Here is a 16,358-nt window from a genome sequence, read left to right as displayed (position 1 = left end):
ATCGCGGCTTATTACGACGACCGGCGCAACCAAACCTACGGTGCCATTGACGGTCTTGGATCGCTGGCGAATGTGTACCGCGAGAAAACAGGAACATTCACCACCATTACGACCATCCCGGCCGACGCTGCGACGGTCAAGTACAATGACGGGAACGGAACCAATAAAGGCGGTAATTCGGACTCCGAGCTCGGCAAAATGGTCGACCTGATCGGCACGCTGCGAGGCAACTATGCTTCTACGACGCCGGCTAAAAACTATTACAACTATATGCGTCCATGGCGTTGGCTGGATACTTCTGTCATCGTGCCTACGCTCGTCCCTGCGAGAAACACGACCACGCCGGAAACGGATGGCGGCTTCCCGAGCGGTCATACGAACGCCTCATATCTTGCCTCGCTGGCACTGGCCTATGCAGCCCCTGAACGGTTCCAGGAAATGCTGACCCGCGCTTCCGAAATGGGCAACAATCGGATCGTTGCCGGCATGCATTCGCCGCTTGATGTCATGGGCGGACGCGTCATGGCTACGGCACTGGCCGCCGCTACTCTGGCAGACCCGGATAATGCAGAGCTTAAGCAAGCCGCATACGACCAGGCTCATGAGATTCTGCTGAAAGAAAGCGGTACGGCTGAAGATCGCTTCAGCGATTATGATAAGAATAAAGAGCAATATACGGAGCGCCTAACCTACGGATTCACACCGATCGCTTCCACGACGGAAGCCGTAGTAGTTCCGAAGGGCGCCGAAGTACTGCTGGAGACTCGCCTGCCTTACTTGAGCGACGAGCAGCGTCGCGAGGTTCTGGCGACAACCGGCCTGCCTTCCGGCTATCCTTTGCTCGATGATCCGGAGGGATGGGGACGTTTGAATCTGTTTGCTGCTGCAGACGGCTATGGCGCCTTCAACAGCAACGTAACTGTAACGATGGATACGTCCGAGGGCGGCTTCCATGCAGCAGATAGCTGGAAGAACGATATCGCCGGCTCAGGCAAGCTGACGAAGGAAGGAACCGGCAAACTGACGCTGACGGGCAGCAACACGTATTCCGGAGGCACCGAGCTTACCGCAGGTACGCTTGAGGGCAATTCCGCGACGGCGTTCGGCAGCGGCAACGTGTTGAATAACAGCGGTACGCTGGTAGAGAATGTAACAGGCAAGCTGACCATTGGCGGAAGCTTCACCCAAGCTGCCGAGGGTATCCTGGAACTGAATGTAGCTAGCGCAAGTGATGTAATTGAATCAAGCGGTGCGGTTAATGTAAATGGTACGCTGCAAGTGAACTTTACGGATGACTATGTGCCAAGCAAGGGAACCATCACCCTAATCAGTCATGAGGCAAATCAGCGGACCGGACAATTCTCCGATGTCGAGATTAACGGCTTGCCAAGCTCGTACAAGGCTCAAATCGTTTACCAGTCCGACAAAATTGCGTTGAGGCTTACTGCTTCGACGGGCTCTGGCTCTGGCACAGATTCGGGCTCCGATACTGACTCTGGAACAGATTCTTCTACCGATACGGGGAACAATGAAACGGAAGGCACGGATGCGCCTGAAACCAGTGTAAATCCTTTCCAATCAAATGTGGTTAATCAAGAAGCAGTACTGAAAGCAGTAAACGCAGCGATCGCCGCGAACAACGAGAACAAGTCGTTCAGCGACACCGCTGATCATTGGGGCAGCAGCGCCATTACGAAAGCGCTAAAGCTGGGTATCGTAACGGGATACGAGGATCAAACCTTCCAACCGGATGCATCTGTAACAAGAGCGGAATTCGCCGCTATGATTGCCCGTGCATTCGCATTGGCACCAATCACAACTTCGGCCAACTTCACTGATACGGGCTCGACTTGGGCCTCTGGTTACATCGCCGTGTTGGCTGATAAGGGAGTCGTGAACGGTTATGCGGATGGCAGCTTTAAACCAAATGAAACGATCACCCGTGCAGAGATGGTAACAATCATCTCCCGCATCCTGAATCTTGACGTGTTGGCGAAAGGGACATCGGCAAGCTTTACAGACGTGAGCAGCAGTTACTGGGCAGCGAATGCGATCGAGCAGGCATCCTCGGCCAATCTCGTACAAGGGATTTCCACTTCCTCATTCGCGCCTAATAGCACGACGACTCGCGCTGAAACGGTGACGCTCATTATCCGCGCTCTGGAAAGCGACAGCTCGATCAAGGCACTGATTAATGGGTTGTAATAAAGTCATCTAACTTACAAAGAAGAGCGAAATGGCCCATAACGACGAGCCATTTCGCTCTTTTTTTATGATTCACTTATGAAAACGGAGGTTCCCACAGCTTCTTTTTCCACCCAAAGGTGTTTCCAGTTACCTGCAAACGGTCATCCAGCGTAATATCCACTCCAAAGGGAAGCTTTTCACCATGCCGAAAACGGACGTCCCGCAGCTCTACCATGTAACCGTTCTGAACTTTTTTACAAGAAATGTGCACACGATGCGCAAAGGCAAGAAAGCTGCGGACGCCGTCGCTGCCCATGATCGCTTGAACGACATCGTCGTTCTGCTCTCCCTTTTGGAATAACGTTTCTTCCCTTAGAAAAGTGCCGCGGATCGATCCAGCAATATAGGTCTGATCCGTTTCGTGAACGTATCCCCAATTATGGGGCAACCATTTGGGAATTAAGAAGGAATCCCCTTCGATTCCATAACGCCTTCGAACCATATGCAGCATCAAACGATGAATCACGATCCGGTATCCGATGAAGAGAAAGGTGATAACGTATAAAAGAGGGAATACAATCTGTGCCGAAATGACGCCAAACAGCCATAATAACAATCCTGCTAAATGAAGTCCGAATAGGAGAGGGTCAAAAATGGGGATCGCATCGCCGTGAAACCATTTCCTTGAGATCGGCCGGAAACATTGCACGCCATAAGCATTGAAGAAATCGAGAAAAACATGAAGCACGACACCAGCCATTGTCCAGAGGAACAGCGGGATCATATAATCCCAAGCATGAAATAGATACGCAATTAAAGGAGTAAGTATAATCGGCCAACCCGCCAGCATCGGCAATGAGTGGCTGAATCCCCGATGATGCAATAAATAGGATTCATATCCGCGAATACGAATGGCGATGTCGAAATCGGGAGCATTCGAGCCAACGATAGCTGCCGCGAATAATCCGTACACAGCTGACGAATGGTCACCGATGGCAGGATCGGCTAAAGCCATTGCCAGCCCGCCTAAAGTGACGCCGAGAAGAAGATGGCTTGCGGTATCCATATCAATCACCTCTTCACCGAAATTGGGGTCAATATGATCTGTTCAGCCTATCGTTAATGGAACATCCGGTGTTACGGAAGGACGGCCCAGAGACATATAGTGCAAGCCATATCGCTCACAGTTTGCGGCCATCACCGCAGTGTCCAACATATTTCTCGCATCCAAAATGTAAGGCGACCTCATCAATTGCCTCAATCTGCCCCAGTCCAAGTCGCGGAACTGATCCCAGTCGGTTACAATCACCACGCAATCGCTCTCCGCGGCTGCCTCATACATATCTGTGGCGAGATCAATCTGCAGGTTCGGCAAGCACGTAACAACCGGGTCATATGCCGTTATACGCCCCCCTGCTTCTTGCAGCATCGAATAGATCTTAAGCGCTGGCGATTCACGAGTATCATCGGTATTCGGCTTAAAGGCCAATCCGTATATCGTAAAATGCTTACCGTTCAAAGTTCCGCCAAAGACGCTTTCCAGCTTTTTGCGAATGACCTGAACACGCCGCCTGTTGATTGCTTCGGTTGCTTTCAGCAATTCCATATCCAAATGCTCTCGCTCTGCCAACGCCATTAGCGCGCGAAGATCCTTGGGAAAGCAAGAGCCTCCATATCCGGCACCGGCGCGCAGAAACTCGGAACCAATCCGACGGTCTAGTCCTATTCCTTCCGCAACAGCATCTACAGAAACCCCAAGTGCATCGCATAAATCAGACATCATGTTGGCATAAGATATTTTCATGGCCAAAAAAGCATTGGAAGCACACTTAATCAACTCTGCTTCCCTTAACCCGCATTTTATCTTAGGCGATTGAATCGGTGCATAGATCTCTTCCAGCCGATTATGCGTTTCTGGATTGGCAGCGCCGAATATCATTCGATCCGGAACAAGAAAATCCCGGACAGCAGAACCCTGTCGCAAAAACTCGGGATTATGGGCAACAGCAATGCGGGAGGAAAGGGGAAGTCGTTTGCGGAGATAAGCTTCGATTTGTTCGCATGTTCCTGCAGGGACCGTACTTTTGATGATTAAAAGTCCGTCATCGGGCAGCATCGGTGTTATTGCATATATGGCCGACCATAAGGCGGAAAGATCCGCTTCGCCTGACTCGGATGAAGGGGTGCCTATTGTCACAAAGACAGCGTCGCTGCAAGATACGGCCGCAGCAGCATCTATTGAGTAATCCAGCAGTCCCTCGAGCTCCGCATCGCGGATTATATCCTCAAGCCCCGGCTCCCAGATCGGCATGCCACCAGATTTGAGCAGCCTAATTTTATCTTTATTCACATCTACGCACACCACTTCGTGTCCCAGACGAGCCAAGGATGCCCCGGTGACCAAACCGACATATCCCGTACCCATGACTGTCATCTTCAAGCGGGTTCACCCTCTCCCTGTATGCGCCCGCTTCCGGCTTTCTCCGGATTCTGCTCCATTTCCACAATCTGCTGACAACGGGTGTATATCGACTCCATCGCATGATCCCAAGTGCGGGATTGCGCATATTCCCTAGCCTCCGTACGAAACAATTGCCATTTGTCAGGCTCGTCGAACCAGTCGGTTAACGCAGCAAGAAAGCTCTCTACATTTCCCGCTTCAGCATGTAAACCGGTTTTTCCATGCTGGACAATCTCAGTCACGCCCCCTCTGTCGGCTACTATAGCAGGGAGACCGGAGGCCGCCGCCTCTAACACGACGTTGCCGAAGGTTTCCGTGGCAGAGGGAAAAACAAATAAATCGGAGGATGCATATAATTCGGCAAGTTCTTCCCCGCTCCGGTAACCGGTAAAGGTCACATTCTGCGGAGCTTCCTTGCGGCCTTGATCCATCATTGGACCCTCGCCGACAACAAGCCAATGCACTTGACCACGAATTCGGTCAGGTAGCCCATGCATTAATTGAAGCAAAACATCCAGGTCTTTCTCGGGAGCCAGTCGACCAACGAATAACAGGAGGTATCGCTCCTTAATCCCGTAAAGCTCACGAACACGATCGGAACGCTTCAATGGCGTGAACCTGTCGCAGTCCACCCCCCGCGACCATAACTGGGCTTCATTTAATCCCTTGGATTGCAATAGATGAATGGTCTCATTCGAAGGAGCGAAGATGGCGCGACAGTTACGATGAAACCATTTCATATAAGACCAGTACCAGGAATGCGCGAACGGAAACCAATAAGACTCGAGATACTGGTCGAAATGGGTATGATACGAGGCAACGATGGGGATATGAAGCTTCTGAGCGGCATACATTCCGGCAAGACCTACATTAAACGGGGTGGCAATATGAACAATGTCTGGTTTGAACTCAGCAAGTTCATTGCGTATACGCAGCAAATTAGGAATAACGAATCGATGCTCCGGATAAGCCCAGAAGGGGATACTGGCCAGCCGACACACCAGATCCTCATAGACAGGCTCCGGCTCCGTAGGTACGAACAGCTTGCAATTGGCACCCTGCATGGACAGGTAGTCGGTCCAACGCTTTAAGGTAAGCGCGACGCCATTGACCTGGGGGACAAACGTGTCTGAGAAAACAGCAATCCTCATCCATTCACTCCCTTTTTCAGACCTATATTTCGATCTATCCCCAAAGTAGCACGCAATCATTATCGCTGCTTTATCGCCAAGTAATGTTTATGAAAATTTCGGACTTGCCCGTGTAATACATCTTGACCTGAGCTTCTTTATACATGCAATTGCGCAAAGGGTGGAATGCTATTGAAAAACATGAGGAAAAGGTGAATGGATTGACGAATGTAACAACCGAAAACCAAGAAGCGATTGAAACCGTTCGCGAGTTAATCAAAGATATTAAAACGGCAATGCTGACTACGATATCGGAAGATGGACTCGTTTCGCGCCCCATGAAAACCCAAGATGTCGAGTTCGACGGAGACCTATGGTTCCTGACTAAGAAAGACACCGGAAAGTTCCACGAATTGCTCCAGAAACGGCAAGTCAACGTAGCTTATGCAGGCAAATCCTTTGTTTCTATACGCGGCGAAGCCGAGTTGGTGGACAGCACCGAAAAGCTGAAGCAGTTCTGGAATCCCATGTACGAGGAGCTGTTGGAAACGTCCTATGACGATCCTAATCTCGTACTCATTAAAGTGAAGGCTGAAACGGCCGAATATTGGGATTCCGGCAACAAGTTCAAGATGGCGAAATTCTTGTTCCGCAGGCTGATGGGCAAAAATACGGAAGGTACGGACATCAACAAGATCGTGGAGTTAAATTAGCCGTTCATTGAAGTTTTGGGGCCATCCTTTACCGGATGGCCCTTTTGTGCGAATGCTCGTGAAATATACCAATTAACAATTCTAGCGAACCTGCTTAACAGGTATCCAATACTCGACTTCCACTTCTTCTGTCATGACTTTGACTTGATTCTCTATGCCAATCGCAATTTCGGGGCCAATCTGTATCCTTGGGCCTTCGATCTGCTCATAGCCTGAGGATGGGAACCATTCCCCATAGATTTGCTGCCACTTCTCAGGACCCCAAGGAACCTTTACATCAATAACGACCCAAGTCATACTCGGTACGTCTAATCGCGTGAACTTGTCCGGGCACGGCTTTGTTGAAGCAACGGATAAATAGTAATCGTATTCTCCCTTCACAAGTCCGCTCCCATCTCCCCTGTCCACATGGAGAATGCCGTACGGTTCCACGTTGTTGAGCGATTTCAGCTCGGCGTAGGTGTCATGATCGGTTGATCTCCAAACATGTTCGACACCCGGATGTTCGCCCATATCAACTGGCGTAACTCGATTGGTTATCCCAATCACCTGAAAGGCTTCCTTATTCTCAATTCTGAACTTCATCGGTTCGCTCCCTCCAATCGATAAACGGAAGGTCATTGGAGGATATACTTTCAGCGACTGGTTCGTGACTCTCATTTCTGTAGGCGTAATGCCATGTTGGCTTTGGAAAGCGCGCGTAAATGAATCAGGGGAATGGTAGCCATACTTTATGGCGATGTCAATCACTTTCACGGTACTGCTCTGCAATTCAAGTGCAGCAAGCGATAGGCGTCTTCGACGAATGTAATCTTGAAGCGAAATGCCCGCCAAGTAGGAAAACATTCTTTTGAAATGGTAGACAGAACAATAAGCTCGCCTTGCAATTTCGTGCTCATTGATTTCATCCTCTAGATTTTGTTCAATATAGTCTAGCGCATTATTCAAATGATCAATCACATTCACCCCAATAACCTCCCTTCTCTCTTAGAGTAGCAGCATCCATTGCCAGCCATCCGACTAATTCCGTTCAACTATTGCAGGGCGATTGGCAATGAAAGAGGAGAGCTCACTAAATCATAGCTCATTTGAAGTTCTCCCATTATTAATAGATTTATTACTCCTGAATATACAAGGAAACCGTTCCTTTCGTAAATGGTAAGTTAAGCTTCCATTCTACGGAGAAACGGTTTCTTTTTGCTTATCTAATTATAAATTCACTCTTATTTGACGATCAGTTCTACCTTACCGCTGAGATAATGAAGAGCATCGAACGATTGCGAAGCGGACCGAACAGCGTCAGCCGCCCAGTGGGAGGCTGGTACGTCGGACCAAGACAGACCATCTTCCACGAGCGATGGACGACCGAGTACACGGTTCAGCACCTTAACCGCCTCGGCACGCGTCACGCTAGCATCGGGACGGAAGCTCCCGTCCGTATAACCGACCAACCACCCTTTCCGCTCGGCAGAAGCAATGGCCTCGGAAGCCCAGTGGGAATCCGCGTCTGCAAAGTCGGTGCGTCCGATTGCTTGTACCCCGCGCCACCGTACAAGCACGGTAGCCAGTTCCGCACGCGTCAGCTGATCACCCGGACGGAACAGGCCGTTCGATCCCCCGCCCATCCATCCGGCAGCAGTCACATAGTCGATAGCGTCAGCGGCCCAGTGCGTATGCGGCACATCGCCGTACGCAGCAGTTGCGTCGCCGCTATTAGTAACGTCTTCTGACGTAGACAGCTTCATGAGAAGAGCCGCTAACTCCGCTCGCGTTATAGTACGCGAAGGAGCAAAGCTGCCGTCGGCATAGCCGTTAATGTAGCGTTCATACGTGACAGCTATAGGCTCAGCCTGCAGCACCAGCACGCGGCCTGAAGCGCCGGCGTCAACCGCGATACCTGTTGCGCGTCCTTGCGAATCGTAACGGACTGTGCCCGCTGAGATTGTTTTGTAATCGTCGCCGCTTTCTAGGTAGACGGCGAGCTTGCGCGACGCCGTGGCGTCAAGTCTATCCGGTAACGGGATAACCAAACTATCACTGTCAGCTGTACCTGCTGCGTTTGTTGTAAACGCAACAGGAACGCCCGCAGGCTTCAGTTGCCACTCCTTAGAGCGGGATTCAGTCGCGCCGGTAAGCAGCTGATTGGCGTCCGTTGACTGGCGCAGCGCCCTCAGTTGCACAGTCAGCTCGCCGCCTCCGTTAGCCGAAAAGCCAGCTGGCAATTCATAAATGGCGTCGCCAATGTCCAAAGTAAGCCTAATGCCTCGTTCCTTCAGCTGTGACTGCACCTTTGCCGACAGAGTAAGCGTAACCGCATCAATCTGTGGAGCGGTATCGCCATCTGGTTCAATACGCAGCTCGTCCTCACCGTTTGCCGGCGCAAGAGCGGCGATTGCCGTTGCATCATCCAACTTCAGATCATACATAATCAAGCCGTCGGGACTGCTTGTGATCGTTTCATTCAGCCCCGTCGTCAGCTTGCCGTTCAGTTCCGCGATAAACACATTTTTTTGCACGCTTCCAGGTGCTGTATTCGCACTCCGAATATTATTAATTCGTATCTTCTCTACAGCTTCGTTGCCGGCAATATCGCGAACGTAGACCGTGTATATTCCGTTCTTCGTCACATCGAACTGCAATTCTTCCGTAATATCATCGCTTAACCCTTCACGGAAAAAGCCGGTTGGCAAATCTCCCGCTGCCCACAAAACAACGTCAATCGCATTGCCCGCGCCCAAGGCGGCGGCTTCCACTGCTACGGAAACCTTATCGCCAACAGGCGCGGTCGTCCCGGGACGCAGCAGCACCGTGGGAACGTCGTTCATGATGTTCGTCACGCTAATCTGACGAATCGTTTCATTGCCCGCATTGTCGAAAGCCATAACGGTGTAAGTTCCATTCGATTCCACAGTAAATTCGCCGTCCTCCACCTCGCTGGAAGGCCACGGACTATCAAAATCCGGTTCCGTTGCAGACCATCGCACCCGACGGAGGCCGCTGTCAGCATCCTCGGCAGTCACCGTGATCGTCACGTCATCGTTAGTCGGAGCGGTAACGTCCGGCGTCAGCGTCAGCGTAGGCGCTGTAAGGTCGATATTGGTTATATCAATAATAGATATCTTCTCATTGCCAACCGTATCTCGTGCATAAATCGTATATTTCCCATTCTCGCTCGCTTCGAATGCTCGATCGGTAAAAACGTCCTGACCGCCGCCGTCAGCAAAATACGCGATCTCCTGATCGCCCTCGGCCCATCGGAGCGCAACAAGCGCGTTGCCTTCATCCTCCCCATCGGCCTGTGCTTCAATCTCTACCAGCACCGTATCATTCGTCGGCGCCTCCGGGTAAACCGTAACCGTCAATGCAGGCGCCGTCTTGAATACATTTGACACTGTAATGGCCGTTATCGCATAATTGCCAGCCGTATCTTCCACATACACGGAATAAGCGCCTCTCGCGGTTGCAAAAAATTGACCGGTAAACGAGGTTCCGTTTCCCGTTTGAAAATACGACGCATTCTGCAAACCCGCAGCCCATAGCTGCTTGTCTATGGCAACATTATCGGCAGCCGTCGCCGTCACTGCAATATCGGCGCTCGTCGGTGCGGTGGAACTCGCCGTAAGTGATACGGTCGGATTTGTACGGTCAATGTTCGAGACGGTTATGAAAAACATAGCAGGGTTGCCAAGCTGATCCTGCGCATATACCGTATATGATCCGTTAGCTGTCGCCGTAAAACTTCCCGTAAACGTCGTTCCTTCTGTTATGACATAATAACCCGATTGCGTGCCCGGTGCCCACTTCATCAGTCCAACACCGATTCCAGCATCGCTCGCCGTAACCTGTACCGTCACATCCTCGTTTGTCGCACCCGCTGGAGACAGCGAATGGGAAAGGGCTGGCGCCGTTTGGTCGACTATGAAGGATGAACCGTCCGTCGTCCCGTATTGAACCTGTCCCGGAACCCCCTCCTCCGAATAGAACGCAGCGGATACTGACAAATTTCCATCAGGCACTTGTGATGTGGTTATAGTAAGGACGGCGTTCCAACTCGTGCCGCTTCCCGCTACCGGCATATCATTGCCGGCCATCTCCAGAACAGGTCTCGCAATACGAACATCCGTATGCAGCGTAAGAATCACCGCAGCGCCGTTCTTCAGATAACCGTCTTGGCCGTTAGCGGATGTGAGCTCCAACGAAGTAACGGATGGAATCGTTCGTTCCAGCGTGTATGCCGTAAACGTTTCGTTTTTAATTTGATTCCAGCCGTCGGTAAAGGAAACAATCGTTGCCCACAGAGCGTTGGACGGAATATCCAACGCATCCGTGGCGGTCAGAACATCGGTTCCGTTAACGGAATAATGATAGACCGGATTTCCTATTGGTACCGAAGAAAGTTGGAAAGAAGAAATCGTTACCCAAGCCGCCGTTGGCGGAATACTCATCGGGTCGGTTGTCTCATCGATTTCGCCAAAATCGCTATAAGTAAACACTTCGTTCCAGCTATAGCCCCAACCCGTATCATTAATATTGGAAGGCGTAATCCAATCAGCGTCGGACGGAGGAGCAGCGCTTTGCTGTACGACGCCGCCCGAGCTGAAGGTGTATTCCGTGACGTAACCGTCATAAAGATCATTGGTCTCATTCTGGAAGCCGGTCATGACTTCTCCTGTAGCAGCTGCTGCGGCGCTAACCGGAGTAACCATAGCGGCTGTCGCAAGCGACCCAATTAGCGGCAGCAGCAGCGTAACGGCTGCCAGCGTAGACAATAAGCTTCTTTTCTGCATATTCATATTCCTTTCGTTTGTGAAATCATTGCACTTGCAATCGCTTCTAATTCAACAAGATTAATACACCGCTCTGCAGAAAACTATTACCCATTTGGGGTATTTTTTCGTTTAATCCGCATTTTTCGCGCAAATATACCTCAAACGAGGTATGGAATAGCCTGCATCTCTTCTTTAATATAGGAAAACAAAGACATTCTAAAGGAAGGAAATGACGACCGGATGGAAAATGCATTAATTGCTTTGGTCGCAATGATTATTTTCACCATTGCCGTTTACGTAGGGTCATGGCTGCAAGGAACAACCTTCACACGAAAGTTTTCAAAATGGTATTTTATTATCATGCTATTCGCGACCATCATCGTCACGATTGTCACCTTCGTCTTAAGCATCGGCGAGTAGACATATCGAAAGCAATAAAACGCCAGCGCCAGGGATTTGCCCTTGGCGCTGGCGTTTTATTGCCCCGTAAATCGACAATTTACATAGTTAACCACTGACGATAAACTAGTTTATGAGGAATATTCAGTCATACCCCACAAACAAAAACCCTCATTTTTCGAATATATGCCTAGATTGCTCGAAGGATGGTTTTATAGATGTCGAATGCCCCTAGTTCTCACAACAGGCTAGAATCACCAATTAATCTGCCTTTTATTACGTTAAGTGAACGGTTAAACACACGGCCAAAGATGCCTTCGGACCAATTTCTGCCGCTCGCGCGCGCAATGGCTGTCGCGCTTGCCGCAAGCAGCGAGCAAGGCTGTCCGCTGCCCGATTTGCGGCCAGATACCATTGCAATTACCGCAAGCGGCGAAGTCCGGCTTATGCAGCCTGAACGCAGCGGACCGCTGAGCGAAGCCGACTGGCCCTACTGCTCCCCTGAGCGTACCGGCCGCATGAGACGACAGGAGGATGAGCGCAGCTCCCTGTATTCATTAGGCGTTATTTTCTATGAAATGCTTGCCGGCGAGCCGCCTTTTGCCGCGGATGATCCGCTGGAGTGGATGTACATGCATCTAGCGCAAAGTCCTCTTTCCCTATGCGGGCGTCTTCCAGAGCTGCCGGCGGCGCTGGATCAACTCGTGCTGAAGCTGCTGGATAAAAACCCAGACAACCGGTTTGCCTCATCGGAAAACCTGCTGGCTGCTCTTGAAGGCTGTGAACAAGGGAATCCCGCTCAGCACGGAGCGCCCGGATTTTACGGCCGGGAATCCGAAGCCGTTCAGCTCGAGCAAGCGTTCCGTTCCGTTTGCCTTGGCTCGTCCGAAGCCGTATATGTATGCGGAGAGGCCGGCATTGGAAAGACAAGGCTAATCGAGGAAACCTTCCGCGACGGTAAGCTGGCCGACTCCTATTATTTCATTTCCGGCAAATTCGAGCAGCTTGCGGCAGGCGTCCCTTATGAGCCAATCGTCAAAGCGTTTCGCGGTCTTATACGCCGACTGCTTGGCGAATCAGAAGCCTTCGTTGAGGCTTTGCGCGTTAAGCTGACGCGGACAATCGGCAGTGTTGCTGGCGTCATTACCGCCCTTATTCCCGAAGCTCGCCTGCTGCTTGGAACCGTCGCAGGCAGCGAAGAAGAACTGCCAACGGCGGAAGCGCGCAAACGGTTTCTCTATGCGTTCCGCCGCTTTGCGCAGGCGCTTGCAGCCAAGGAACATCCCCTTGTGCTGTTTATTGACGATCTGCAGTGGGCGGATGCCTCCTCCCTACAGCTGCTCGATGCGTTAATTCGCGACCCGGAATGCCAATACTTGCTGCTCGTCGGTTCCTATCGCCCCGATCTTGACCCCTCGATTAAGCTCCCGGGCTTGAGCGGTCAGGGAAGCGCATCAGAGCAAACCGCCGTAAGACAAATCCGGCTTTCTCCACTGCCTATGGCAACATTAAACCAGCTGGCGGCAGACACGCTTGGCGCGGATGAGCAACAGACGCAACCCCTTAGTACAGCGATTGTCACGCATACCGGCGGCAATCCGTTCCATTTCAAGCAACTGCTGCTCCGGTTGCGCGATGAACGGCGATTACAGTTTCAGGTCGATAAAAATATGTGGCAATGGCAGCTCGATTCTGTCCCTGTCGATGATGCGGAATTCGAGATCGGCGGTCTTCTGGAGTATCGTCTTAGACTGCTTCCGCAAGCTGCCTTATCACTGGTGGAGGCCGCGTCCTGCATTGGCTTCATATTTACTACCGAGCTTGCCGCGCGAGTATGCGGACTCTCCGCAGAAGACAGCTTGACAGCTTGGCATGCGGTGGAAGTCGAAGGACTGGTTGTCACACAGCCTGATGGAAACGACCGCTTCACCCATGACAGCATTCAAAAGCTGATTTATGGCCGTATGGATGAATCGAAACGTCAGCAGCTCCATCTTGCGATTGGACGGGCTCTCTCTGCCAGCGGCTCAGACGAAAGCGATAGCGATGAGCGTCTGTTCGAGCAGGCGCTGCATATGAATCGCGGGGCGGAACTTCTGCGCGGCGACGAAGAGAGACTGTCGCTTGCGGTACTGAATTTAAAGGCCGGCAATTACGCCTTGGCTTCTTCGGCCTATGACGCCGCGCTCGGATATTTCTTTCACGGAAGCTCGTTACTGAAGGAGCAGCATTGGAACAACCGCTTTGAATTATGCTTTGAGCTGCACGCCCGTTTGGCAGAATGCGCTTATCTGTGCGGCCAGTCGGAAGATTCGCTGCAACGGATTGAACGTTTGCTTACACGAGCTCGGAACCCGATTGAGCGCAGCCGCATTCGAATGATTCGCATTATGCAATTGATTAACCAAGGCAAATATACCGAAGGAACGGCGCTTGGGCTGCATAGCTTAGCTGAATTGGGTATTCGCCTGTCTTCTGACCCGGGACCGCTGCGGCTTCTAACTGAGAAGTGGAAAACAAACTGGCTGCTGTTGCGCTCACGGAAACGGTCGCATCTACTGCCTGAGATGACCGATCCGCGGCTATCCGCTGCATTAGGACAAATCGCGGCTATTGTGCCATCCAGCTTTTTTACGGACAAAAGCATTTTCTTTATGCTGACGAGCCACGCGCTGAGGTTGTCGCTGCGCGGCGGCCAATCGCCGCTTACAGCGGTCGTCTTCTCCGCTTACGGGATGCTTGCGGAAACCGCCTGGCGCAATCATAAACAAGCCCGGAGACTCGGGGGGCTGGGCATCCAACTCGCCGAAAGCAGCGGCATGGCTTCGGTCAGCAGCATGGCGTTCACCATGTACAGCGCGGTCAGCAGCATTTTTGCCGGAGACGCCCGCGAAACCGACTACTACTTGCCGCAGGCGATGCGTCACGGCATGAACGCCGGTAATTATATTTTTGCCAGCTACGCAATGGGCGGTCACGTCAATTCTCTGTATACACGCAGCTCGCTTAGCGAAATGGCACGCGTCATTGCCGAGTACTTGACCGTGCTGGAGACAACAAAAGACGAGTTCGTGCAGCAAAACTTCTTTTTATACGAGCAATGGATCGCCGCGCTGCAGGGAAGAACGGAATCGCCGGTTTCCTTCAACGATGGCCGGTTCTCGGAAGAGGCGTTTCTCGCCCGTATCGGGCAAGAAGAGACGGCAGCAACGACGCTTTACCAGTACAGCACGTACAAAGCGCAGTTATTCTGCCTCGAGGGACGCTACGAGGAAGCCGAGGCATGGAGTGCCAAAGCAGCGCCGCACGAGCCATATGCAACTCATCTTCCGCATATGCCGGAATGCTGCTTCTACGAAGCGCTCTCCATGATTGGCTCCTGCACAGCCGAGGGACGGGTGCCGCAGCGCGGCAAAGCTGCCCGCATCCAAAAGCTGCTGCGCCGGTTCCGCCGATTCGCGGACGGCAGCGAGACCAACTTCCGGGCGCGCTGCACGCTGCTGCATGCCGCCTACGCCGAAGCGCGAGGACGAATCAAAGACGCCGAACGGCTATACGATACGGCGCTCCGGGAAGCCTACGAATACGGCGATCTGCGCGTTAAGGCGCTCGGGGGCGAGCTGGCCGGACGATTCTACGAGCGCAGCGGACGGGAAGCGTCCGCTCGCCATTACGATCGGATAGCGCTTGAAGGTTATTCGGAATGGGAGCTGCCCAGGAAGATTGCACAGCTCACCAATAAACGGAGCGGAAATCGGAACGAACAAAAGCTGCAAGCCGGCCATGACAGTCTGCGAGACGCACAATTAACGCCCGTCGAAGCTGCAGCGGCTACCGATAAGCAGGAACGGCCCGCCTCCGATCTCGAAGCCGAACTAGCCGCCATCCTGCGGGCAACTCGCGTCATTACCGGACGCGACAGCGCCGATGCTATGCTTGCCGAGCTGTTGACGGTCATTATGACGTATGCCGGCGCCGGCACAGGTGCTTTGCTGTCAGCGAACGACGGCGATTTGCGTATCCAAGTCTACGCCGAGCCGAATGAAGCTGCTGTCGCCGCCGAGCGCGAGCTGCAAGGAAGCCCGCTGCTGCCTGAGGGCATTATCCGCTACGTTTACCGGACGCAAGAGACCGTTACGTACAACGGCGAGCCGGACAGCTGGATCACTCGCAACCCATACATGGCGCTGCATCGCCCGCAGTCCATGCTTTGCATGCCCGTCAAGATCCATGGCACACTGCTCGGCGTGCTTTTTCTGGAGAATCGCCTTACTACCGGCGTACTCGATGCAGCGCAAACCGGCGTGCTGCTCGCAATGGCCTCGCAAGCTCTGATGATGTGCGTGTTGCGCCAGTCATCCGAAGATGAAGCTACCGCCGTGAATAGCGATGTAGAAGTAATGCCAGAGCAAACTGACGCGATAGAGGAGCCATTGACCGAGCGCGAGCTGGAGGTGCTGGCGTTGCTTGCCGCGGGGCTCTCCAACAAAGAAATAGCCGAACGGCTCGTTATTGCGGCCGGCACCGTCAAAGTGCATGTGAAGCATATATTCGCCAAACTCAAGGTAAACCGCCGAACGAAAGCAATTATGCAAGCAAAAGAGCTGAAGCTGCTTGATTAGACCATTAACCAAGACTACAACAGGTGAAAGCTATCCGCGCAAAAAAAACAACCCCCGCAGCGCAAAGCCTACGGGGG

9 protein-coding genes are annotated in these 16,358 nt (G+C 52.3%); 4 read left to right on the top strand and 5 right to left on the bottom strand.

Translation table 11 applies throughout. The features are described from left to right. Window positions 1–2,205: S-layer homology domain-containing protein (locus V8F51_RS29665; RefSeq protein WP_337104113.1), on the top strand; the 2,205-nt coding region annotated here is incomplete at its 5' end. 76 nt (window positions 2,206–2,281) lie between these two features. On the opposite strand, the gene V8F51_RS29660 is transcribed toward V8F51_RS29665, so the two are convergent. From V8F51_RS29660 to V8F51_RS29650, 3 genes are read right to left on the bottom strand one after another with little or no spacing between them, the layout of a single operon-like run. After that, a complete protein-coding gene (locus V8F51_RS29660; RefSeq protein ID WP_337104112.1) occupies window positions 2,282–3,253 on the bottom strand; it encodes a metal-dependent hydrolase in 972 nt (323 codons plus the stop codon). A 42-nt stretch (window positions 3,254–3,295) separates the two neighbouring features. Further along, window positions 3,296–4,621: a UDP-glucose dehydrogenase family protein gene (locus V8F51_RS29655; protein ID WP_337104111.1), complete on the bottom strand. Its 1,326-nt coding sequence runs from the start codon at window positions 4,619–4,621 to the stop codon at window positions 3,296–3,298. Between the two features lie 2 nt (window positions 4,622–4,623). Next, window positions 4,624–5,799, bottom strand: a complete 1,176-nt coding sequence (locus tag V8F51_RS29650; protein ID WP_337104110.1) for a glycosyltransferase family 4 protein — start codon at window positions 5,797–5,799, stop codon at window positions 4,624–4,626. A 200-nt stretch (window positions 5,800–5,999) separates the two neighbouring features. Here V8F51_RS29650 and V8F51_RS29645 point away from each other — a divergent pair, with 200 nt between their 5' ends. After that, entirely contained in the window at window positions 6,000–6,491 is a 492-nt protein-coding gene (locus tag V8F51_RS29645; RefSeq protein ID WP_337104109.1) for a pyridoxamine 5'-phosphate oxidase family protein, read from the top strand. Between the two features lie 81 nt (window positions 6,492–6,572). Here V8F51_RS29645 and V8F51_RS29640 read toward each other — a convergent pair whose 3' ends face one another. Beyond that, entirely contained in the window at window positions 6,573–7,457 is an 885-nt protein-coding gene (locus V8F51_RS29640; protein ID WP_337104108.1) for an AraC family transcriptional regulator, read from the bottom strand. Window positions 7,458–7,714: 257 nt separating this feature from the next. After that, window positions 7,715–11,278, bottom strand: a complete 3,564-nt coding sequence (locus tag V8F51_RS29635) for an S-layer homology domain-containing protein (protein ID WP_337104107.1) — start codon at window positions 11,276–11,278, stop codon at window positions 7,715–7,717. 222 nt (window positions 11,279–11,500) lie between these two features. Between V8F51_RS29635 and V8F51_RS29630 the strand changes: the two genes are divergently transcribed. Together V8F51_RS29630 and V8F51_RS29625 are read left to right on the top strand one after the other, a co-directional pair. Further along, window positions 11,501–11,680: a hypothetical protein gene (locus V8F51_RS29630; protein WP_337104106.1), complete on the top strand. Its 180-nt coding sequence runs from the start codon at window positions 11,501–11,503 to the stop codon at window positions 11,678–11,680. A 326-nt stretch (window positions 11,681–12,006) separates the two neighbouring features. Continuing rightward, window positions 12,007–16,281, top strand: coding sequence for a helix-turn-helix transcriptional regulator (locus tag V8F51_RS29625; RefSeq protein WP_337104105.1), 4,275 nt, complete (start codon window positions 12,007–12,009; stop codon window positions 16,279–16,281). The last annotated feature ends 77 nt before the right edge of the window (window positions 16,282–16,358 follow it).

Origin of the sequence: Paenibacillus sp. YIM B09110 (genome assembly GCF_037167145.1) — a bacterium.
Classification (GTDB): Bacteria; Bacillota; Bacilli; order Paenibacillales; family Paenibacillaceae; genus Pristimantibacillus.
Note: the sequence above shows the minus strand (reverse complement) of the source record. Positions and strands in the feature narration are given on the sequence as shown.